At 63.6% G+C, this 19049-nt stretch carries 20 protein-coding genes and 1 tRNA gene; 5 read left to right on the plus strand and 16 right to left on the minus strand.

Annotation, left to right across the window (positions count from 1 at the left end; translation table 11 throughout):
* Positions 1-33: 33 nt before the first annotated feature.
* The 10 genes from J4G32_RS21925 to J4G32_RS06245 form a co-directional block, all read right to left on the minus strand.
* A complete protein-coding gene (locus J4G32_RS21925; RefSeq protein WP_281413510.1) occupies positions 34-159 on the minus strand; it encodes a hypothetical protein in 126 nt (41 codons plus the stop codon).
* Position 160: 1 nt separating this feature from the next.
* Positions 161-1876 carry a potassium-transporting ATPase subunit KdpA gene (gene kdpA, locus J4G32_RS06210; RefSeq protein WP_210485233.1) on the minus strand — a complete coding sequence of 572 codons (1716 nt, stop codon included), beginning with the start codon at positions 1874-1876 and terminating at the stop codon, positions 161-163.
* Positions 1877-1890: 14 nt separating this feature from the next.
* Positions 1891-1980, minus strand: coding sequence for a K(+)-transporting ATPase subunit F (locus tag J4G32_RS06215; protein ID WP_210485234.1), 90 nt, complete (start codon positions 1978-1980; stop codon positions 1891-1893).
* Positions 1981-1990: 10 nt separating this feature from the next.
* Entirely contained in the window at positions 1991-2116 is a 126-nt protein-coding gene (locus J4G32_RS21930) for a hypothetical protein (protein ID WP_281413511.1), read from the minus strand.
* Between the two features lie 169 nt (positions 2117-2285).
* Positions 2286-3482 carry a mannonate dehydratase gene (gene uxuA, locus J4G32_RS06220; RefSeq protein WP_210485235.1) on the minus strand — a complete coding sequence of 399 codons (1197 nt, stop codon included), beginning with the start codon at positions 3480-3482 and terminating at the stop codon, positions 2286-2288.
* Positions 3483-3580: 98 nt separating this feature from the next.
* A complete protein-coding gene (locus J4G32_RS06225) occupies positions 3581-4312 on the minus strand; it encodes a GntR family transcriptional regulator (protein WP_210485236.1) in 732 nt (243 codons plus the stop codon).
* A 17-nt stretch (positions 4313-4329) separates the two neighbouring features.
* Positions 4330-5079, minus strand: coding sequence for an amino acid ABC transporter ATP-binding protein (locus J4G32_RS06230; RefSeq protein WP_210485237.1), 750 nt, complete (start codon positions 5077-5079; stop codon positions 4330-4332).
* The gene (locus J4G32_RS06235; RefSeq protein ID WP_210485238.1) at positions 5076-5735 is read right to left on the minus strand and encodes an amino acid ABC transporter permease; all 660 of its coding nucleotides are present in this window, start codon (positions 5733-5735) and stop codon (positions 5076-5078) included. Before J4G32_RS06235 ends, J4G32_RS06230 begins: the two co-directional genes overlap by 4 nt.
* On the minus strand, positions 5732-6397 hold the full coding sequence (locus tag J4G32_RS06240; RefSeq protein WP_210485239.1) for an amino acid ABC transporter permease: 666 nt from the start codon (positions 6395-6397) through the stop codon (positions 5732-5734). Before J4G32_RS06240 ends, J4G32_RS06235 begins: the two co-directional genes overlap by 4 nt.
* A gap of 87 nt (positions 6398-6484) precedes the next feature.
* Positions 6485-7321 (minus strand): substrate-binding periplasmic protein, encoded by an 837-nt coding sequence (locus tag J4G32_RS06245; protein WP_210485240.1) that lies wholly within the window; start codon positions 7319-7321, stop codon positions 6485-6487.
* A gap of 346 nt (positions 7322-7667) precedes the next feature.
* Here J4G32_RS06245 and J4G32_RS06250 point away from each other — a divergent pair, with 346 nt between their 5' ends.
* Positions 7668-8423, plus strand: a complete 756-nt coding sequence (locus J4G32_RS06250) for an EAL domain-containing protein (protein ID WP_210485241.1) — start codon at positions 7668-7670, stop codon at positions 8421-8423.
* Positions 8424-8510: 87 nt separating this feature from the next.
* On the opposite strand, the gene J4G32_RS06255 is transcribed toward J4G32_RS06250, so the two are convergent.
* Positions 8511-8759, minus strand: a complete 249-nt coding sequence (locus J4G32_RS06255; RefSeq protein WP_210485242.1) for a hypothetical protein — start codon at positions 8757-8759, stop codon at positions 8511-8513.
* 543 nt (positions 8760-9302) lie between these two features.
* Here J4G32_RS06255 and J4G32_RS06260 point away from each other — a divergent pair.
* Positions 9303-9794, plus strand: coding sequence for a L,D-transpeptidase (locus J4G32_RS06260; protein ID WP_246504888.1), 492 nt, complete (start codon positions 9303-9305; stop codon positions 9792-9794).
* Between the two features lie 30 nt (positions 9795-9824).
* Here J4G32_RS06260 and J4G32_RS06265 read toward each other — a convergent pair whose 3' ends face one another.
* From J4G32_RS06265 to J4G32_RS06285, 5 genes are all read right to left on the minus strand, one after another.
* Positions 9825-11870, minus strand: coding sequence for an ice-binding family protein (locus tag J4G32_RS06265; RefSeq protein ID WP_210485244.1), 2046 nt, complete (start codon positions 11868-11870; stop codon positions 9825-9827).
* 479 nt (positions 11871-12349) lie between these two features.
* Positions 12350-12426, minus strand: a tRNA-Arg gene (locus J4G32_RS06270).
* Between the two features lie 106 nt (positions 12427-12532).
* Complete coding sequence (locus tag J4G32_RS06275; protein WP_210485245.1) at positions 12533-13972, minus strand: sensor histidine kinase; 1440 nt, start codon at positions 13970-13972, stop codon at positions 12533-12535.
* Positions 13973-13978: 6 nt separating this feature from the next.
* A complete protein-coding gene (locus tag J4G32_RS06280) occupies positions 13979-15412 on the minus strand; it encodes an FAD-dependent oxidoreductase (RefSeq protein WP_210485246.1) in 1434 nt (477 codons plus the stop codon).
* 8 nt (positions 15413-15420) lie between these two features.
* Positions 15421-16221, minus strand: a complete 801-nt coding sequence (locus tag J4G32_RS06285) for a TVP38/TMEM64 family protein (RefSeq protein ID WP_210485247.1) — start codon at positions 16219-16221, stop codon at positions 15421-15423.
* Positions 16222-16485: 264 nt separating this feature from the next.
* On the opposite strand from J4G32_RS06285, the gene rpmH reads away from it, so the two are divergent.
* Genes rpmH through yidC form a run of 3 tightly spaced genes read left to right on the plus strand, consistent with a single transcriptional unit; the run spans position 16486 to position 18910 of the window.
* Positions 16486-16620, plus strand: coding sequence for a 50S ribosomal protein L34 (rpmH, locus tag J4G32_RS06290; protein WP_027314822.1), 135 nt, complete (start codon positions 16486-16488; stop codon positions 16618-16620).
* 18 nt (positions 16621-16638) lie between these two features.
* On the plus strand, positions 16639-17067 hold the full coding sequence (gene rnpA / locus J4G32_RS06295; RefSeq protein ID WP_210485248.1) for a ribonuclease P protein component: 429 nt from the start codon (positions 16639-16641) through the stop codon (positions 17065-17067).
* Positions 17060-18910, plus strand: coding sequence for a membrane protein insertase YidC (gene yidC, locus J4G32_RS06300; protein ID WP_210485249.1), 1851 nt, complete (start codon positions 17060-17062; stop codon positions 18908-18910). The genes rnpA and yidC overlap by 8 nt, the downstream gene beginning before the upstream one ends.
* Positions 18911-19049 lie beyond the last annotated feature (139 nt).

The following is a 19049-nucleotide window of genomic DNA, read 5'->3' on the forward strand; positions in this document are numbered from 1 at the left end:
CTTCCATGAAAATGGTTCTGGAAAGCGCCGTGTCTAGGGCTGCAACAGGCGTGCGATGAGGTGGACGACGCCCGCGAGCCCGATCGAGCCTGCGGTCAGCGCCACGACGACGGAAATCGGGCTCCACGCTCTCGCGCGCGATGATCGGGATCGCGGCATTCTACCCTCCTGCCGCGAAAGACTGGCCGGCGATCACCGACAGGTGCTCGACGATCGGTCCCAGTGCCAGCGCGGGGAAGAAGGTCAGGCCTCCGACGATGAGAATGACGCCGACGAGAAGGCCGATGAACAATCCGCCATGGGTCGGGAAGGTGCCGGCCGAGACGGGAAGTCGCTTCTTGGCCGCCATGGATCCCGCGATGGCCATGGCGGGGATGATCACAAAGAAGCGTCCGATCAGCATCGCGGCGCCGAGGGTGAGATTGTACCAGGGCGTATTGCCCGACAGGCTGCCGAAGGCAGAGCCATTATTGGCGGCGCCCGACACATAGGCGTAGAGCACCTCCGCAAATCCATGCGGCCCGGGATTGCCGATGGATGAGAGCGCTGTCGGCGTGACGACCGCAATCGCCGTGAAACCGAGCATGACAACGGGCAGGCTCAGGATCGCCAGGATCGCCATCTTGACTTCCTTGGCTTCGATCTTCTTCCCGAGATATTCGGGCGTGCGACCGACCATGAGGCCGGCGACAAACATCGTCACGATGACGAACAGCAGCATGCCGTAGAGACCGGCGCCGACGCCGCCGATGACGATTTCGCCAAGCTCCATGTTGATCAGCGGGATCATGCCGCCCAAGGGCATGAAGCTCGAGAGCATGGCATTGACGGCGCCGCAACTTGCAGCCGTCGTCACGACGGCGAACAGAGCCGACATGGCGGTGCCGAAGCGCACCTCCTTGCCCTCCATGTTGCCGCCCTCAACGCCCAGCGCATGGACGAGCGGATTGCCGCCGGCCTCGGCCCAATAGGCCACGCTGACGCCTGCGAGGAACAGGAAAGCCATCGCGCCGAGGATGGCCCAGCCCTGCCGCTGGTCGCCGACCATCCGTCCGAAGACGTTGGTCAATCCCGCGCCGATGGCAAAGATCGAGATCATCTGAATGAGATTGACGAGGGCGTCCGGGTTCTCGAACGGGTGGGCGGAATTGGCATTGAAGAAGCCGCCGCCGTTCGTTCCGAGCATCTTGATGGCAAGCTGGGACGCAACGGGTCCAACGGCAATTGTCTGCTTTCCGCCTTCAAGTGTCGTGACATCGACGGAGGCGCCGAGAGTCTGCGGGACGCCCCTGGCGACGTAGACCACCGCCAGCACGATGCAGAGGGGAAGCAGCACGTAGAGAACCGCCCGTGTCATGTCCGCCCAGAAATTTCCAATCCCCTTTGCGGACGCGCGTGAGAAGCCCCGCACGAGAGCGATGGCGAGCGCGATACCGGTGGCGGCCGACAGGAAGTTCTGAACCGTCAGACCGACCATCTGGACAAGATACGACATCGTGCTTTCGCCGCCGTAATTCTGCCAGTTGGTGTTTGTGACGAAGCTTACGGCCGTATTGAAGGACAGGTCGGGCGCAACGTTGGCCATCTCCATCGGGTTGTACGGCAGCGCTGCCTGAAACCGCTGCAATCCGTAGAGGACCAGAAAGCCCGTGAGATTGAACGCCAACATCGCGAGCGCATAGGTGAGCCAGTGCTGCTCCTCTCGCTCGTCGATTCCGGCGAGCTTGTAGAGGCCGCTCTCGACAGGGCGCAGGAGCGGCGACAGGAACGTCTTTTCGCCCGCGAAGACGCGCGTCATATACCACCCGAGGGGGGACACGATCGCCGCGACGAGGGCGCAAAAGACCAGAATTTGAACCCAGCCATTGATGGTCATAGCAGGTGCCTTTGTCAGAAGCGCTCGGGCCGGAGGAGCGCGTAGGTGAGGTAGATGAGGAGGCCAACCGTCACGACGGCGGCGAGGGTGTAATCGACAATCATCGGGGGCCTCTCAAAGCTGGTCGCAGGCGGCGGCGTAGGCGAAGGCAAGGCCGAAGAAGCCGAGCCCCAGGGCAAGCATGATGATGTCCATCTGAAACAATCCCGCGGATGCGAGCGGCCAAAGCGGGCCTCTCATGCGGCCTGAGATGCAGCAATCCGCATGAGGATTCGAGAGGGCCGGAACGGCCCGCGCATAAGTTTCTCATAAGGACGGGCGTGCGGCTGCCTCCCCCGACAAACGAAAACGGCCCGTCCCTCGATGGAGGAACGGGCCGTGTCTGGTGGCGTGAGCCGAAAGCGAGAGGCTAGAGCGCCAGACCCTCGAGCTGGGAGACGGCGGTCATGACGCCGCGAATTTCGGCAAGCCCGCGGAGGCGACCGATGGCCGGATAACCAGGATGGGTGGGCTTGCCCACATCGTCCAGCAACTCGCGGCCATGGTCGGGGCGGAACGGAATGCGCCAGTCGGCAGCGCCCGCCTGGCGACGCCGGTTCTGCTCCTGGAGAAGGACGCGCACGACAGCCACCATATCCACATCCCCGCCGAGGTGGTCAGCCTCCTCGAACGATCCGTCGGGATCCTTCGTGACGTTGCGCAGATGCGCAAAGCAGATGTGCTCGGCAAAGCGCTTTGCAATCGCCGGAAGGTCGTTGCCCGGCCGGGCACCGAGGGACCCGGTGCACAGCGTCAGGCCGTTGGACGGCGAGCGATGGAGATCGAGCACCGCCGCAATATGCTCCTCCGAGCTGACGATGCGCGGGAGGCCGAGAAGAGGACGCGGCGGGTCATCGGGATGGATGCCCATGCGAATGCCGAGCTCTTCGGCTGTCGGGACAACAGCCTTGAGAAAACGGCCGAGATTCTCGCGCAGGCGCTCGGCCGAAACGTCCTTGAAGCGCGCGAGCATCGTGCGCAGACCGGGCAGATCGTAGCGATCGAACGCGCCGGGAAGCCCTGCCATGATATTGGCCAGCAGCTTGTCCCGATCGCTCGGCGTCGAGGCGTCGAACCAGGCCCGAGCCCGGGCGAGAACCTCCGGCGCATGATCCGCTTCGGCGCCTTTGCGCTCCAGCATGAAGCAGTCGAAGGCAGCATATTCATGGGCGTTGAACCGCAGCGCGCGCCCTCCTCCGACGACCGGCGCGCGCAGATCCGTGCGCGTCCAGTCCAGCACCGGCATGAAATTGTAGCAGACCGTCTTGATGCCGCAGGCCGCGAGATTGCGCAGGGACGTGCGGTAATCCTCGAACAGCGGCTCGAGATTGCCTTCGCCGATCTTGATGGCCTCGAGAATCGGCAGGCTCTCGACCACGCTCCAGCGCAAGCCGAGCTGACGGTCGCGCTCGATGAAGCGGATCCGCTCCTCGATGGCATCCTTCGTCCAGACGACGCCTGCCGGAATGTCGTGCAAGGCGGTCACGATGCCCGTGGCACCGGTCTGCCGCACATGCTCCAGGGTGATGATATCTGCGGGTCCCCACCAACGCCATGTCTGTTCCATGAGCGATGCTCCTTGATGTGTTCAGGTTCTTCGACCGTCGATCGGACCGACGTTCGCGCGCCGCAACCGATCGATTCTCGTCCTTGTGTCTTTCGGCCCTAGGTGTCGTCGACGATCAACTCCGGGTGGGTCGCCGCCAGCGTATCAGAGACCTTGAGAACCTCCGAGAGGTGCTCGCGGGCCGCGTGTTCTGCTGCCGTAACGTCGCCTCGGCGTACCGCGTCCAGCATCGCCCTGTGCTGACCGATGAGGGTCTCCACGGGAGTCACGTTGGGAAGGCTGAGAAACCGCAAGCGGTCGAACTGCGCCTTCTCCCGTTCGAGAACCGCCCAGATGTTGCCCACGTCAATCCCGTCGGCGAACGCGCGATGAAAGGCGTCGTCGGCGCGCGTGAACCATTCCGGCTGGTCGCGCGCTGCTTCCTGGTCTTCGATCGCCCGTTCGGCCATGGTCTGGTTTGCCGCCGACAGGCCTTGCTCGGCGGCCCGGCGCAGGATTGCCACCTCCATCGCCTCGCGCACGAAGCGCGCGCGGCGCACCGCCCGCAGGGAAATATGGGTGATGAACGTGCCGCGTTGAGGCCAGACGGCCACGAGGCCCTCATCCACAAGCCGAAAGAGCGCTTCGCGCACGGGCGTCCGACTCGTACCGAAACGGCGCGCCAGCTCGTTTTCCGAGACCCGCGTACCGGGCCGAAGGCGCAGGACGATGATGTCCTGCCGGATCGTTGCATGAATGGCCGCAACGCTCAACGGAGCCGATATCGCTCGCACGGTCTCGGCTCCGGACGAGGCCGGGCCTCCGGCGGATGGCCTGATCGGTGCTGACACGGTCCGGAAATCCCCTCTTATGCATCCCAGCCGAGATGGCCGAGAAAGTCACGGGTCCGCGCCTGGTGGGGCGCGTCGAAGATCTGCCCGGGCGGGCCCTGCTCGATGATCTGGCCGCTGTCGAACACGACCACATGGTCGGCCACACGGCGGGCGAAGGTCATCTCGTGTGTGACGACGACCATTGTCATGCCGTCATCGGCCAGTGTCTTCATGACGTTCAGAACCTCGCCGATGGTCTCCGGGTCCAGCGCCGATGTGGGCTCGTCGAACAGCATGACCTCGGGCTCCATGGCGAGCGCGCGGGCGATGGCGACCCGCTGCTGCTGCCCCCCGGACAGATTGGCCGGGTAATTGCCCGCCTTCTCGACCAGTCCGACCTTTGCCAGCAATGCTTCGGCCCGGTCGCGCGACTGGGCGTCCGACAATCCGAGAACCGTGGATGGCCCCATCATGACATTCTGGATCGCGGTCTTGTGCGGAAACAACTCGAAATTCTGGAACACCATTCCCATGCGCTGGCGCACCTTCCGGATGGCGGCGGGTTCCTTCGGCAGCGGAACACCATCAAAAAGCAATTCGCCGCCATCGAGAGTTTCAAGCGCGTTGGTGCAGCGAAGGAGGGTGGACTTGCCCGAGCCGGAGGGTCCGATCAGGCAGACCACCTGGCCCCGGCGGACCTCCATGGAGACGCCCGAGAGGGCGACGAAATCGCCGTAGAGTTTGCGGACATTCCGATATTGCAGGACGACGCTGGCGGCTGTCATTCCGTGACCCCGAATTTCTTGTGAATCCAATCCGCGATCTTGGCCTGGGGATAGCCCAGCAACCAGTAGATCGCGGCCATAGCCGTCAGCATCTCGATGACGCGAAACGATTGCGACCGAATCTGCATCGCCGTGTGAGCGAGGTCGCCCACGGCAATCACCGAGACGAGCGACGTGTCCTTGAAGAGCGTCACCCAGGTGGTCGCCAGAACCGGCAAGACCCGGCGCCAGGCTTGCGGCAGCACGATCTTGCGAAACGCCTGCGCCTCGCTCATTCCGAGGGCGAGTGCCGCCTCCGTCTGTCCGCGACGGATGGACTTGATGCCGGACCGGAACGTCTCGGAATTATAGGCGGTGTTGTTGAGCGACAGCGCCACAAGTCCTGTCAGGAAGGGCGAAAACGCGATGCCGAACACAACCGGCATGACGTAGAATGCCCAATAGACCACGAGAATGATCGGCAGGTTGCGGAACAGTTCGACGAAACAGGTGGCAAGAAACGCCACCGGTCGCAGGCGCGACTCGCGCAGCATCGCCACGCCGATCCCGCACGGCACCGCGATCATCATCGTCAGAACCGTAAGCGCAATCGTGATGAGCGCCCCACGGGCGAGCGCGCCGGCGCTGGCGGGGACGATGGACCAATCGAGATTCATGACCGTCCCAGGAAAGAGATGCGCTTGTAGACGATGTCGACGGCGCGTGTGACAGGAAAGATGACCAGGAAGTAGATGATCATGACAGTCGAAAAGACCTCGACCGGTGCGTAGGATTGGCCTGCCACCGCATCGGCCCGCCGCATCAGTTCCGGCACTGCGATGACCGCCGCGATCGCCGTGTCCTTGATGGCAAGCGACAACAGGGATCCGAAGGACGGCATCATGCGAATGATGGCCTGGGGCAGCACGATCTTGCGCACGATCTGAGGCCCCGACATCCCAAGCGCCAGGCCCGCACGCACCTGCCCGGGACGGACCGATTCAATGCCGGCGCGCACGACTTCCGCCACATAGGCGGCCAGATGGAACGACAACGCGAACATCGCCGACCAGAACGGCGGCAGGTTCACGCCGGTCAGGGCCGGAAGCGCGAAGTAGATCCAGACCAGCACGACGAGGACCGGGATCGCGCGCATCGAGTCGATGTAAAACACAAGAACGACGCGGAGCCATTTCGGCCCGTAGCGGCGCGCCAGCCCCACGATTGTCCCAAGCACGAAGCTGCAAACGGCGACGCCCAACGCGAGAAGCAGCGTGACGCGCAAGCCATCGAGCAGAAATCGCCAGCTTTGAAGGATGGGATCGAAATTGAAATCCATGAGCAGAACCGATTCAGATGCTGGTACGGGACCGGCAGGATCAGACGGAGGCCGGGCGCGTCGGGCGCGGCCTCCGTCGAGGGCGGATTACATCGTCTCGACGATCCGCTCTTCTTCCTTCTGGAGCGCCGGCAGCATGGGCTCTGACACCGACTTCAGCCACTTCAGAAACTCGGGCTGGTTCTTGTCGACGGCCAGGCCGATTTCATTGGCGGCCTCCGTGCTGTCCTGGCAATTGTTGCCTTGCGGAAGCGCTACCAGACCCTTGACCTTCTTGTTCAACGCGATCCAGGGGATGCGATTGATCGGGGTGACGTCCGAGCGGCGCGCCATGATCTCCTCGACGGGCGCTGCCGTGCCGGCGCTGGAGACGCCCCGCAATGTCGCCTTCGGGAAACGCTGCTTCACCCAGTTCTCTTCACCGCCACCGGTGAAATAGGCAATCGTCACGTCAGGCGAATTGAAATCATCGACCGATTTCGCATTGGCCACTTTCGGATTGTCGGCCCGGCCGAAGACGCAGAGGCTCGTCTTTGAATAGGTGACGAAGTCCACGACGTTCTGGCGCTCCTTCGTGACCGAGAGCGGCGAAATCGTCAGATCGACCTGGTTCGAGGCCAGCACGGGCACTTTGGTTTCGTGCGAGACCGGAACGGCCACGAGCTTGACGCCGAGGCGCTTCGCGTATTCCTTGGAGAGCGTCCAGGCCGGACCTGCCCAGGCCTCGCCGGAGCCGGTCGTGTCCTCGATCAGCCAAGGCGGGTTGGACAAGACCCCAACGCGCAACTGGCCGGCCTTCTTGATGGCATCGATGCGGGCGCTGGTGCCCGGAGCCGGGACATCCTGAGCATGGGCAACACCCACGGCCAATCCGAGACCGATCACAACAGACGCGGCAAAGCGCGCGGTTCGTAGCAGCAGCATGAGCGTAACTCCCTGGTATCCCTGAAGCGGCCCGCCGAATGGCGACGCGGCCCGCATGGTGGCGCGTTCGGAAACGCATTGGTTTCCGCGCTCTGCACTCTAGTATACAAGCGTAGATCGAAATCAACCCGCGTTCGATCGCAGCGCGAGGGCCGTCAGGGCAAAAGGGGCTTTGCCGCCGGTCACACACTATTTCGTTTCATCGCCGCTCGATTGGGCCTCGCGCGGTGGGTCAGGCGTGATAGCAGATGGCAGGCCGACGTGTGACATGCGGCGGACCTTCGTCGCATCAAATCGGTTACTTAAAAACTTCCCGCCACCGTGTCAGTCCAGACAATGAGTTCAGATGAGCCATCTTTCCTGCAAGGCCTGCCGGGGCGCCACGCCCCTGCCCTTCGCTTTCACAATGGCGTTTCACCCCATCGTCGACGTGCACGCGCGCTCGATCTGGGGATACGAGGCGCTTGTGCGCGGGGAGGAAGGTCAGTCGGCGTTTGCGATCCTCAACCAGGTGACGGAGGATAACCGCTACAAATTCGACCAAGCCTGCCGCGTGAAGGCGATCGAGCTTGCCGGCCGCCTGTTTCCTGCAGGCGGCGATGCGCGTCTTTCCATCAACTTCATGCCGAACGCCGTCTATGAGCCCACCGCCTGCATTCGGGCCACACTGGAGGCTGCAAGGCGCGTGCAGTTCGATCCCAAACGGATCATGTTCGAATTTACCGAGGACGAGCGGATGGTGGACAAGAGCCATGTCCAGCGAATCATCGCGGAATACCGGCGTCTGGGCTTCGTGACCGCCATCGACGATTTCGGCGCAGGGCACGCTGGCCTGACGCTGTTGGCAGACTTCCAGCCCGACCTGATCAAGATCGACATGCAGATCATCCGGAATGTGGACCAGTCGTCCTCTCGGCAGGGTATCATCCGGGGAATTATGACGATGGCGGATGCACTGGGCCTGACGGTCATCGCCGAAGGCGTCGAAACCGAACAGGAACTCATGCAGTTGCGCGCGTTCGGTATCAAACTGTTCCAGGGATACCTGTTCGCAAAACCAGAGATCGAAATGCTGCCATCAGTCGATCTGGGCGGATGGTGAGGGGAACGTCCCCCTGTCGACAAATCATCGTCAAAGGATTGAGCGCGCGGGGCCCAATGGCCCCGCGCGATGGGTTGCGACAAGCGCTTAGCGGCGGCCGACGCGGTTGACCGGACCGCCACGGTTCATCGGCGTGCCGGGCCGCACACCGACGCCACGAGCGCCGACACCGGGCGCCATGACGGCACGGCCGACCGGGGCGACGGGGCGCGCGATGCAGCCACGCGGGATGCCGACGGCGCGGCAATAGACGGCGGCCTCAGACGGCGTCGGTGCGACGGAAAAGACGCTCAGTGACATCAGCGCGGCAAATGACAAACCCAGTGTACGAACCATAGCACGTCTCCGATTGAGCGCCTGTTGAGGCGCGGGGGTAGTGCCACCGACCCGCGGCCTTGAACGGTCGCGAAGCCGACAGCGTTGAACGATCTAACGCCCTGCCGCTTTCGATTCTGACAAAGTCAGAGACGGCAGATGCGGCAATCATGAAAGGCTTTTGGGAAAGTGGACGGCGCGTGAGGCTGTGATGTGTGGCGTCAAAGTCAGGGCAGACCGAACGTCCCTGCCGTCTCCTCAATCGATCGTTTATGTGCCCATTCGAAGGAGTTCGCTCCGCTGCCGGCCAGTTTTCGCCCGGCAAAAACTGGCTTTGGCAGGCAGGCGGCCTCGAAGGGCGTCGACAAAATCGGCTTACCTCTGAAGCGCCCTTGCGTCAAGCTCAGGCCTATTCCGCAAACTCAAGGGAAATCCGTTCTGGTTGCTGGGCCTTCGCTGGGGTGCAGCAACCAACGGCGTAGAGTTGTGATTTCGTGAGCCTGAGGCGGCGGATCGTGCTAGGTGGAGAGGGTCTACGAAGGATTGCCGATGCTCAGGTTTGTCATGGTCGCTGTGGGAACGTTGTCGGCGATCGTTGGCTCACCGTCCGATCTGCTGGCGCGCGAACTGGTTCCGTTCAATACCAATCTTTCGGCCGGCACCATCCTGGTGCGAACCAGCGAGCGTCAGCTGTATCTCGTCCAGGGCGACGGAACGGCCGTCCGTTATCGGGTGGCCGTCGGACGCCCGAACAAGCAGTGGGTCGGCAAGGCTGAAATCACGGGGAAGTACGTGCGGCCGGCCTGGGGCCCTCCGGCCGAGATCAAGCGTGACAAGCCTTCCCTGCCCGACGTGATTCCGGGCGGCTCCCTCAACAACCCGCTCGGCGAACGCGCCATGACCCTGAGTGGTGGGGAATACGCCATTCACGGCACCAATCGCCCCAGCTCCATTGGGACCTTCGCGTCTTACGGATGCATCCGCATGCTCAACGCGGACATTGCAGATCTCTTCGATCGTGTGGCGGTCGGTAGCACAGTCGTGGTGGCTGACTAGCAACCTTCAGTCACCCGCCACGACCCTGCGCTACCATGTGTAGCGCAGGACGCCGGTTGCCGCGTAAGTCTGTGCCCGCGAGGCGAACTCGCCGTCGAACTTCACCCCGAGCGACAATCCGTTTTCGTACTGAAGCCATGCGCCGGCCGAGAGCAGCGCCGAATTCTTGGTCGGCAAGGCGCCGCTCAATGTGAAATTCGAACCTGGCAGCGCCTGGAAAGCAGCATTGACGGTCGTCGGGTCGGTGAAATAATCGTGCGCCCAGGCGGCCCTTGCCCGCAGCACGAGGGTGGATGTCTCGAGCGGAACCGTGTGGTCAAGCCACGCACCGAGTTCGGTCCGCGCCGTGCGTGTGGTGCGCTCCTGATAGAAGAGCGCGAACGGCGAGGCGCCGCGCTCGCCCTGCTCGAGATAGGACGGCATCGAGAACACCTGGCCCTGCACCGCCGCATAGGGTGTCAATCCGATCAGCCCTGGCAGATCGAAGCGGTATCCGGTCTCAAGTCGCGCGCCGATGTTGCTGGCGTAGTAGTCGGCGGTGAGCCGATCGCCGGTCCCGAAGGTGAGCTGCCGCTCGGTCGAGCCCCAGTGGCCCGCATAGGCCAGGGCCGCCGACACATAGGCTTGATCGATCCGCGTGAACGTGTAGGCGGCCGCCTGGAACATTTCGCTATTTCCGCCGCCAAGGCCGCCGGAGAGATCGTAGTTTGTCCCGCCGCCCGCCAACGCAAAGCCGATCACCGTATCCGGCGTGACCCGATAGTCGAGACCGGTGGCGATGCTGGCGCTTCCGATGGTGCGATCCTGACCGCCGAAGCCGCCCTGTGTCCTGCTCTGGTCGCCATACACCGCACCCCAGACACTCCACCGGCGCGGGTCCGGCACGGCCGTCCGCGCGAGCACGCGGGAGTCGAAGAAGGATCCGGTGGGCGAGTTCGCATTGAAGGGGGCATAGCCCAGAGCCCTGATCACAGGCTCCGATTGACCCCGCTGCTCCTGCTCCGGACGGGCACGGCCCGGCGCGGCGTCGGGAAACCGGCTGCCGCCGAAGGGTCCGCCCGCGAACGGGTTCAGAACCAGCCGCAGGAACGAGTTCATGGCCTGCGCGCCCGCAGGCTGGACTCCGGTGGCCGCCTCGCCGGCGAGCTGCGTCAGCGCATAGGCCTGCGCCGTGGGCGAGAGAGCCGCAAGGGCAAGGATTTCGGGCGGGATCGTCTGATTGTTGAGAAACGCCGTGTAGAAGCCATTGTTGATCGCCGTCGTTACCGCCGAGACCCTCGCGAAGTTGACGCCGAGCGGAAGCGCCACCGCCACAGGCGGAACGACGGTGCCTGGCGGAACGACCGTGCCAGGGGGAACGACAGTCCCGGGCGGCACGACGGTGCCAGGGGGCACGACAACGGGAAGCAGCGGGGCCAGGCACTGGCTGAGCGTTGCAATCAGAATCCGGTTGTTGTCGAGGGTCACCGCGCCGTTGCGCGCCATGGCGGCGCCGCAGGTGATCTTGGCGCCGGTGTTGAGCGTGATGCTGGTCAGCGCCAGGATGTCGCCCACGAAGGAGCTTCCGGCACCCAGCGTCGCCGAACTGCCGACCCGGAAAAAAACGTTCTGGCCTTGTGCGCCGCCGATCAGCGAAACGGTGGAGGCGGCGGCCGTCGTCAAAGTGCTGCCGATGTTGAAAATGAACACGGCGTTGGGATTGCCGCCGGCGTTGAGGACGAGCGGCCCGGTGAGCTGCGCCGATGAATTGAAGTTGTAGACCCCGGGCGACAAGGTGCGACCGCCCAGGTCCTGCCCGGTCAGATCCACCGTCCGGGACCGGCTCGCCAACAGAAGATAAGCGGTGGTCAGATCGGTCTGCGCCTGCCCCGCAACCGCATTGCCCGCGTGGATCGTGTAGGGCGCCTCCACAAGGCCGGGGGGAAAGCCGACGACGGCGGCGCCCGGAAACACGCCGAGATTCCCGGTCAGCACGCTGGGGCCCGTATTGGTCACGGTCGAGCCAGCCAGCACGGCAAAACTGGCGGCGGTTCCCATGTTGATGGACTGAGCCGCACTGTCAGAATTATCTGACATCAGAAGCCCAAGCGCGACGAGTGGTACTGTAAAAAATTGGCTGCCCGGAAATTTAACTTCAGTAAAATGGTATAATGTACTGATCTTACGCACGGGCATTAACGCTCTCCAACGCTCCGAAGTCGATTTACGCTAGCGCATAACTCTTCGGAAGTATGATGCATATTTGATACAGAAACATTGATTCGATTTGGCCGAAATTGCCCTTGAGGAGCGACGGTCGCGGCTTGCGGGCGGCGTGTGGAGAGAGATGGAGAACGGCCGGTCCGGGGAGGCGGGCGGGTCTACGATCGAAAGCGGAAAGACTGCGCCAATCGACCGCTGGGGTTTGTCTGCCAGACGGGCGTCCGTAGCATGGTGCCGGCTCTGCGAGGGCACTTACCCGGCACGAGTCGCGCGCATCAGCCTCAACCGTTCAGCGGACCGGTTTGTAAAAATGTAAAACGTGTAAAATGAGAACTGGAAAACCAGTTAAGTGATGGCGCGCCCGAAAGGATTCGAACCTCTGACCCCCAGATTCGTAGTCTGGTGCTCTATCCAGCTGAGCTACGGGCGCCCGGGGCCGTTACGTTTTTGAGGAAACATATCGGCCGGAGGCGGCTGATTAGATCGTTCTCAGGCGGTTGGCAAGCCTGTTTCTGGAAAGATCGACGGGGGCTTGTCTATTCGTTGGCGGCCTCTCCTTGCCGGTCGGGAATGTCGATCCGGAAGCAGGTCCCCGATTCCCGTTGCTCGAGGGCGATTGCGCCGCCGTGCAGGCGCACGATCTCGGCCACGATGGTGAGGCCAAGCCCCGTTCCCCCCTTGCGGTTCGACACCTGGAAGGGGGTGAACAAATCCGCCCGCAGGCGCTCGGGAATGCCCGGTCCGTTATCCCCGACCCGGATGATCACCGTCCGACCCTGCCGCTCTGCCCGCACGGTGATGCGCGGGACCGCGTCGCTGGCACCAGCCTGGCTCAGAGCCTGGACGGCATTCCGGACCAGATTGACGAGGACGCGCGAGAGCTGGTCCTCATCCGCATCGATGAGGAGACCCTCCGGCACGTTGAGCACGAATTCGATGCCGCGTTCGGGAGCAAGGTCTGTCAGGTTTGCGAGATCAGCGACAATCGGCTCCAGCGCAATCATCTGGCGGTGGGGCAGCCGCTCAGAGGCGCGACCATAGGCCAGGGTCGCCTCGCAGAACGCGATCGCCCGGTCGAGGGTGGCAACCAGGCGGGGCGCGACCCGTTGAACGGCCTCGTCATCGACCCGGTCGAGCCGGTCCGTCAGCAGATGCGCTGTCGTGAGCATGTTGCGGAGCTCGTGGTTGATCTTGCTCACCGCCAGTCCGAGTTCGGCCAGACGGCGTTTTTGGCGAAGCTCATCGGCCAGGGTCGTTTCCATCTGGGCGAGGGCCTGTTCCGCAAGGCCGATCTCATCCGCCCGCGCGCTCGGCCTGATGACCCGGGAGGCATCCTCCGGATTGCTGGAAAACTGCGCAATGTTGCCGGTCAGGCGGCGGACCGGGCGCACGATCACCCATTGCAGAACGACGTACAGAAGACTGGCCGTGATCGCCGAGATGAGGAGCGAGACAAGAAGGATGTTGCGCGAGAAGTCGAGCATCGCCAGCCGAAGGGGCCGGGGGTCCAGGATCATCTCCACAAAATCGACGCCCATGCCGGCGCCGATGACACGAATCGGCTCGCTGCGGGTGTCGAAAAGGGCCTCGAACGTATCGGACGCCAGTGTTCCCCAGGAGGTATCGCGCAGATCTACCGTCTTGCTCACGGTCGCGGGCATGTCGCCCGCGGCCAGCAGCGACCGCTTGCCGCCACCCCGAATAGCGATCGCCTTCGCGCCGACGCCCGAAAGCAGGCGCATTTCCAGCTCCTCGGGAAGGCTCTCTTCGGCTGCGGCATCGAGCACCATGGCGGCGATCTGGGCGGCGGCGAGGCGGTCGCTCAGCCAGGTGCTGCGAAAATTCACGACCGATGGCACATAGATGAGGATCTCGGCCACCATCACGAACAGGATCGTCAGCAGCAGCAGCCGTGCCGATAGGCCGAAATGCCTGAACAGGCTCGCCGAGGGAACGGGGCGCTGGCCGGCTCTCATTCCTGGCTAGCTCCAGCGCCGCAGGACGCCGATGACCCGGCGCATCCACGGATCCTGAGCCGACATCTTCAGGAATTCGACCGCGGCCCGTTTCGTCGTCTCGCCATAGCTGGCATCCGAAAAAGCAAGGTCGGCGAGATCCGAGACACCAAGCCCCTTCGCCATGGCCAGCGCCCACGGCATGATCAGGTCCGGGGCCTCCGGTCCCACCATCGTGCAGCCCAGAATGCGGCCGGACGGGGTGACGACAGCTTTGACATGCCCCTGTCCCCTCCCCCGGGCTCGCGCGCGGGCGTTGTCGGCAAAGGCCGCCCGCAGGATGCGAATGGCATGGCCCTCCGCCTTGGCCTGCTCTTCGGTGAGGCCAATGGCGGCAAAGGCCGGATCGAAAGCGCCAATCCGGGGCACGAGTAGCGGATCGAAGGGTTTGGCGTGCCTGAAGATCGCATGCCGAAAAGCGGTTCCCGCCTGCTCGGCAGTTGCTTGAATGGCAGTGTCGCCCACGGACGCGACAGGGCCAGCCGCGTAGATCCGTGCATTGCTGGTGCGCATGCGCGAATCGACCGCGATGGTCCCGGCCTTGGTTCTCACCTTGGCGACATCAAGCCCGAGATCGGCCAGCGCGGCCGTTTGCCGGTTGGCCACCAGGAGATGCGACGCCGTCAATGCGCCCGGCCCCACACCCGCTTGGACATCGCCGTCTGGGCGTGCCGTCAGCGTCGGTATGGCGTGAGAGAAGCGGATGTCGATCGCCTCCGCCCGCAGCCCGCGCGCGACGATGGCGGTCATTTCCGGATCCTCCGAGTGGAGGAGCCGGGGCCCCTCGACGAACATCGTCACGGCGGAGCCGAAGCGGCGATAGGCCTGAGCCAGGGCAATGGCCGTTGCGCCGCCGCCCAGCACAAGGAGATGGCGCGGGACGTCTGTCAGGTTCGGGATCGTGTCCGCATGGATGATCCGCGCGGGCTCGAGCCCGGTCACCGGCGGCTCCTCACGTAGCGGTTCCGGTAGGAGGATGTATCGGCGCGCCTTGATGGTCTCCGCACCCGCCATTAGGGTCTCCGGGTTGCTGAACCGGGCGCCGGACTCGATGACCCGGACCCCCATCGCCTCGTAGCGCTCTGGCGCCGTCATCGGGGATCGGGCGGCCAGAATGTCTCTGGCGTGCGACAGGACCGCCGCGAGATCGACGGCCGGCGTTTCAGCATCAGGCCCGCCGCCGAATCGAACGCCAGTTCGAATGTCGTGAACCCGCTGCGCCACAGCGCTCAGAGCATCGACCGCGGCCGGGCCGTCAAGCGACCCAAAGCGACCTGGAGCAACCACCACCACGGACAATCCCAGGAGCGCTCCGGTTGCGGCGACCGTGAGCGCCGCAGAGCCGCTGCCGACGATGCAGAGATCGGGCGTGAGAGCGACCTGCTTTGCCTTGAGTGCCATGGGCTTGTTCACCCGTCCGTCTCCCTGCGCCGCGCCTGCCATCGTTTCGCCAGGATCGGACCAAGGGCCAGGATGCCAAGCACCGCCAGAGCTAGCACGAGTTGCCAACTGAGCAAGCTTTCCGGATGAAAATCCAGGACGCAAGGGCTGCGGCCGGCCAGCCTGCACGCCGCCAGCATCCGCTCCTGTGCGGCAATCACCGTATCGAGCCCGGAGCCTGCAACCGCAAAGGCGTAGCAGATCGGGATGACACCCAGCTGCGTTCCGATCAGGAACGTCCGCAGGCGCATGCCGAACAGGGCAGCTGCCAGGTTGGTCACCCAGAACGGCATCACAGGCAGCAGGCGCAGGAACAGCAGGTAGGAAAACGCGTCGGCGCGAAAGCCCGCTGCCAGTCTCTGGATTCGGGAGCCCGCCCTGCGAAGCAGCGGCTCCGCGATCGACGTGCGGGCGATGAGGAAGATACTGCCCGCCCCCAGTGTGGCCGAAACCGCCGCCAGAGCTCCGCCGATCGCCCAGCCGAACAGATAGCCGCCCGTCATCGACAGGAAGATCGAAGCGGGGATCGAAAGCGTGACGATGGACGCATAGACAAGCACATAGAGGCATGCGGCCCATACCGGGTGAGCCGCGACCACCGCCCGGATGGCGTTCTGATGGGCCACGAGCGTCTCGAAACTCAGGGCATGGTGGAGCCCGCTCGAGAAAGCGACGCCCACGGCGAGGACCACGAGAAGCGGCGGCAGATAGCGAAGCAGCCGGGCTCGCCGGAGACCCTGGTCGGCTTCTTTGACTTTTTCGCCCACCATTTCCCCTTCGCGCGCTTTTGCCTTATGTGGCGTTTCCCGGGCCGTTGCCCAGATCACCATCGGGGTCCAAGGCTTGTTTTCGCGCCGCGTGAAAGCCGAGACGAGCGTTGACTTTGAGGCCTTGTTCCGCCATAAGCCCGCATCTGACAGCGCTCATTTGGGCGCTGATCGTATTTTCGAAACAGTTTCGGGGCGAAAGCCCTCTAATTCAGACGGGCGCGAGCCAGTGAGCACCGCTGCCCCTCATTCGACCGGAGAAGTGCCGTGAAGAGGACTTATCAACCGAGCAAGCTCGTTCGCAAGCGCCGCCATGGCTTTCGCGCGCGCATGGCAACCAAGGGCGGCCGCAAGGTGATCGCTGCTCGCCGCGCTCACGGCCGCAAGCGCCTGTCGGCTTAAAGCGTCTTGGACGGCCCGGTGCGCGAGCCTCGCGCAGGTTTGATCGGGCGCCTGACGAAACGACCAGACTTCGTCGCGGCGGCCTCGGGCCGCCGCTTTCATACCGATCGAATGACGGTGCAGGGTCGCCTGCGAGAGGCGGCTTTCGGAATTCGGTTCGGATTGACCGTCACCAAGCGCGTCGGCCACGCAACGGAGCGAAATCGCATCAAGAGACGGCTTCGGACGGTCTGCCAGAAGGCTGGCCTCGACTACCGCCACATCGATGCGGATATCGTGATCATCGGTCGGCGCGACATCCTGACCGCTGACTATGACGTGCTGATCGACGATCTTCGGCGGGCGCTGCGGGTCGTCACGAAGCCCAAGAGCACACGGTCGGAGGACCGTCCCCCCTCCTCCTCACCTCCCATCAACGGCGAGCGGCGCGGACAGACCCATGCGTAACGAAAACAAGAACCTCATCGTGGCTATCGCGCTGTCGATGGCGATTCTGATCGGCTGGCAATATTTCTTCGCGGCACCGGAGGCCGAAAGGCACCGCGTCGCGACACAGCAGCAGGCAGCACAGGTCAACCCCAACGCGCCCAACGCCCCCGCCACGCCAAGCCAGGCCGGCGGACCGTCCGCGTCCGTGCCCGGCACCGTCCCGAACGCCCCGGCAGCCTCTGCCATCGAGGCCCGAGACGTCGCCCTCGCCCGCTCGCCGCGGGTCGCCATCGACACACCCTCGGTCCTCGGGTCGATCAATCTGCGCGGCGGCCGTATCGACGACGTGGCGTTGAGAACTTACCACGAGACCGTCGACCCGAAGAGCGCGAACATCATCCTGTTCTCGCCTACCGGCACGCAGAACCCCTATTATGCCGAGTTCGGCTGGGTCGGTGCGCAGCCCGACGCGCTGCCAGGCCCGAACACGATCTGGACCGCCGACAAGCCGTCGCTCACGCAAAACAGCCCCGTGACCCTCTCTTACGACAACAACCAGGGCCTGATTTTCCGCAGGGTGATTTCCCTCGACGACAAGTTCATGTTCACGGTCAAGGACTCGGTCCAGAACCGTGGCGGCGCCCCTGTCACGCTGCATCCCTATGGCCTCGTTTCGCGGCACGGGACGCCCACGACCCTGGGCTACTACGTTCTCCATGAAGGCATGATCGGTGTCCTCGGCGAACAAGGCCTTCAGGAATTCACCTATTCCAAGCTCGACAAGGAAGGCGCGCTCTCGGCGCCGAACACCGTCGGGCGGGTATGGGACAACGCCGTCGGCGGGTTCCTCGGCATTACCGACAAATACTGGGCAGCGGCCGTCGTTCCGGACCAGGGCCAGCCCTACCAGGGCTCGTTCACCGCGCGCCAGGACCCGACCGGCAAGGTCTATCAGGCCAACGTGCTGGGCGCCCAGCAGGTGCTCCAGCCCGGTGCGACCACCGAGATGACCCAGCGGCTGTTTGCAGGCGCCAAGGAAGTCGCGACCGTCGACCAGTATGCCGACACGTACAAGATCAAGAATTTCGACCTGCTGATCGATTGGGGCTGGTTTTATTTTATCACCAAGCCGCTCTTCAAGGTGCTGGACTTCTTCTACCGCCTCGTCGGCAACTTCGGCGTGGCTATCCTGATCGTGACCGTCATCCTGAAGATCTTCTTCTTTCCGCTGGCCAGCAAATCCTATGCGTCGATGGCCAAGATGAAAGCGGTCCAGCCCGAAATGGCTTCGATCCGCGAGCGCTTCAAGGACGACAAGGTCAAGCAGCAACAGGCGCTGATGGAGCTGTACAAGAAGGAGAAGATCAACCCGGTGGCCGGCTGCTGGCCGGTGGTGATCCAGATCCCGGTCTTCTTCGCCCTGTATAAAGTGCTGTTCGTCACCATCGAGATGCGCCACGCGCCGTTCTTCGGCTGGATCAAGGATCTGGCGGCGCCCGATCCCACCTCGATCTTCAATCTCTTCGGATTGCTGCCCTACAATCCGGGCTCCGTTCCGGTCATCGGTCATTTCCTCATGCTGGGCGCGTGGCCCATCATGATGGGCATCACCATGTGGCTGCAGATGAAGATGAATCCGGAACCGCCGGACCCGGTTCAGAAGCAGGTCTTCGCGTGGATGCCGGTGATCTTCACCTTCATGCTCGGATCCTTCCCCGCGGGTCTCGTCATCTACTGGGCCTGGAACAACCTTCTGTCGGTGACCCAGCAGGGCTTCATCATGCGCCGCAACGGCGTGAAGATCGAACTCTGGGACAACGTGCGCGGCATGTTCGGCAAAAAGAGCCCTGCCAAGGGCTGAAGAGACCGAATGAGAGATCAGAAATCCCCGGTTCCGCCGGGGATTTTTTTTGCCCTGCCGCCATCTGTCAAAACCCCTCGACAGGCGGAACGTCGCAGCGCCTATATGAGAGATCGTCTCGTAGGACCTGGGCCATGGC

The sequence above is a fragment of the Microvirga antarctica genome, from assembly GCF_017921815.1.
GTDB classification, from domain to species: Bacteria; Pseudomonadota; Alphaproteobacteria; order Rhizobiales; family Beijerinckiaceae; genus Microvirga; species Microvirga antarctica.

What these genes read in the sequence shown, in the direction of transcription:
- J4G32_RS06215 (WP_210485234.1), bottom strand. Translation starts at nt 1,980, where the DNA reads ATGATTGTCGATTACACCCTCGCCGCCGTCGTGACGGTTGGCCTCCTC.
- J4G32_RS06280 (WP_210485246.1), bottom strand. Translation starts at nt 15,412, where the DNA reads ATGGCACTCAAGGCAAAGCAGGTCGCTCTCACGCCCGATCTCTGCATC.
- J4G32_RS06265 (WP_210485244.1), bottom strand. Translation starts at nt 11,870, where the DNA reads ATGTCAGATAATTCTGACAGTGCGGCTCAGTCCATCAACATGGGAACC.
- J4G32_RS06250 (WP_210485241.1), top strand. Translation starts at nt 7,668, where the DNA reads ATGAGCCATCTTTCCTGCAAGGCCTGCCGGGGCGCCACGCCCCTGCCC.
- J4G32_RS06260 (WP_246504888.1), top strand. Translation starts at nt 9,303, where the DNA reads ATGGTCGCTGTGGGAACGTTGTCGGCGATCGTTGGCTCACCGTCCGAT.
- uxuA (WP_210485235.1), bottom strand. Translation starts at nt 3,482, where the DNA reads ATGGAACAGACATGGCGTTGGTGGGGACCCGCAGATATCATCACCCTG.
- J4G32_RS06275 (WP_210485245.1), bottom strand. Translation starts at nt 13,972, where the DNA reads ATGAGAGCCGGCCAGCGCCCCGTTCCCTCGGCGAGCCTGTTCAGGCAT.
- yidC (WP_210485249.1), top strand. Translation starts at nt 17,060, where the DNA reads ATGCGTAACGAAAACAAGAACCTCATCGTGGCTATCGCGCTGTCGATG.
- J4G32_RS06285 (WP_210485247.1), bottom strand. Translation starts at nt 16,221, where the DNA reads ATGGTGGGCGAAAAAGTCAAAGAAGCCGACCAGGGTCTCCGGCGAGCC.
- J4G32_RS21930 (WP_281413511.1), bottom strand. Translation starts at nt 2,116, where the DNA reads ATGAGAGGCCCGCTTTGGCCGCTCGCATCCGCGGGATTGTTTCAGATG.
- J4G32_RS06255 (WP_210485242.1), bottom strand. Translation starts at nt 8,759, where the DNA reads ATGGTTCGTACACTGGGTTTGTCATTTGCCGCGCTGATGTCACTGAGC.
- J4G32_RS06240 (WP_210485239.1), bottom strand. Translation starts at nt 6,397, where the DNA reads ATGGATTTCAATTTCGATCCCATCCTTCAAAGCTGGCGATTTCTGCTC.
- J4G32_RS06245 (WP_210485240.1), bottom strand. Translation starts at nt 7,321, where the DNA reads ATGCTGCTGCTACGAACCGCGCGCTTTGCCGCGTCTGTTGTGATCGGT.
- kdpA (WP_210485233.1), bottom strand. Translation starts at nt 1,876, where the DNA reads ATGACCATCAATGGCTGGGTTCAAATTCTGGTCTTTTGCGCCCTCGTC.
- J4G32_RS06230 (WP_210485237.1), bottom strand. Translation starts at nt 5,079, where the DNA reads ATGACAGCCGCCAGCGTCGTCCTGCAATATCGGAATGTCCGCAAACTC.
- J4G32_RS21925 (WP_281413510.1), bottom strand. Translation starts at nt 159, where the DNA reads ATGCCGCGATCCCGATCATCGCGCGCGAGAGCGTGGAGCCCGATTTCC.
- J4G32_RS06235 (WP_210485238.1), bottom strand. Translation starts at nt 5,735, where the DNA reads ATGAATCTCGATTGGTCCATCGTCCCCGCCAGCGCCGGCGCGCTCGCC.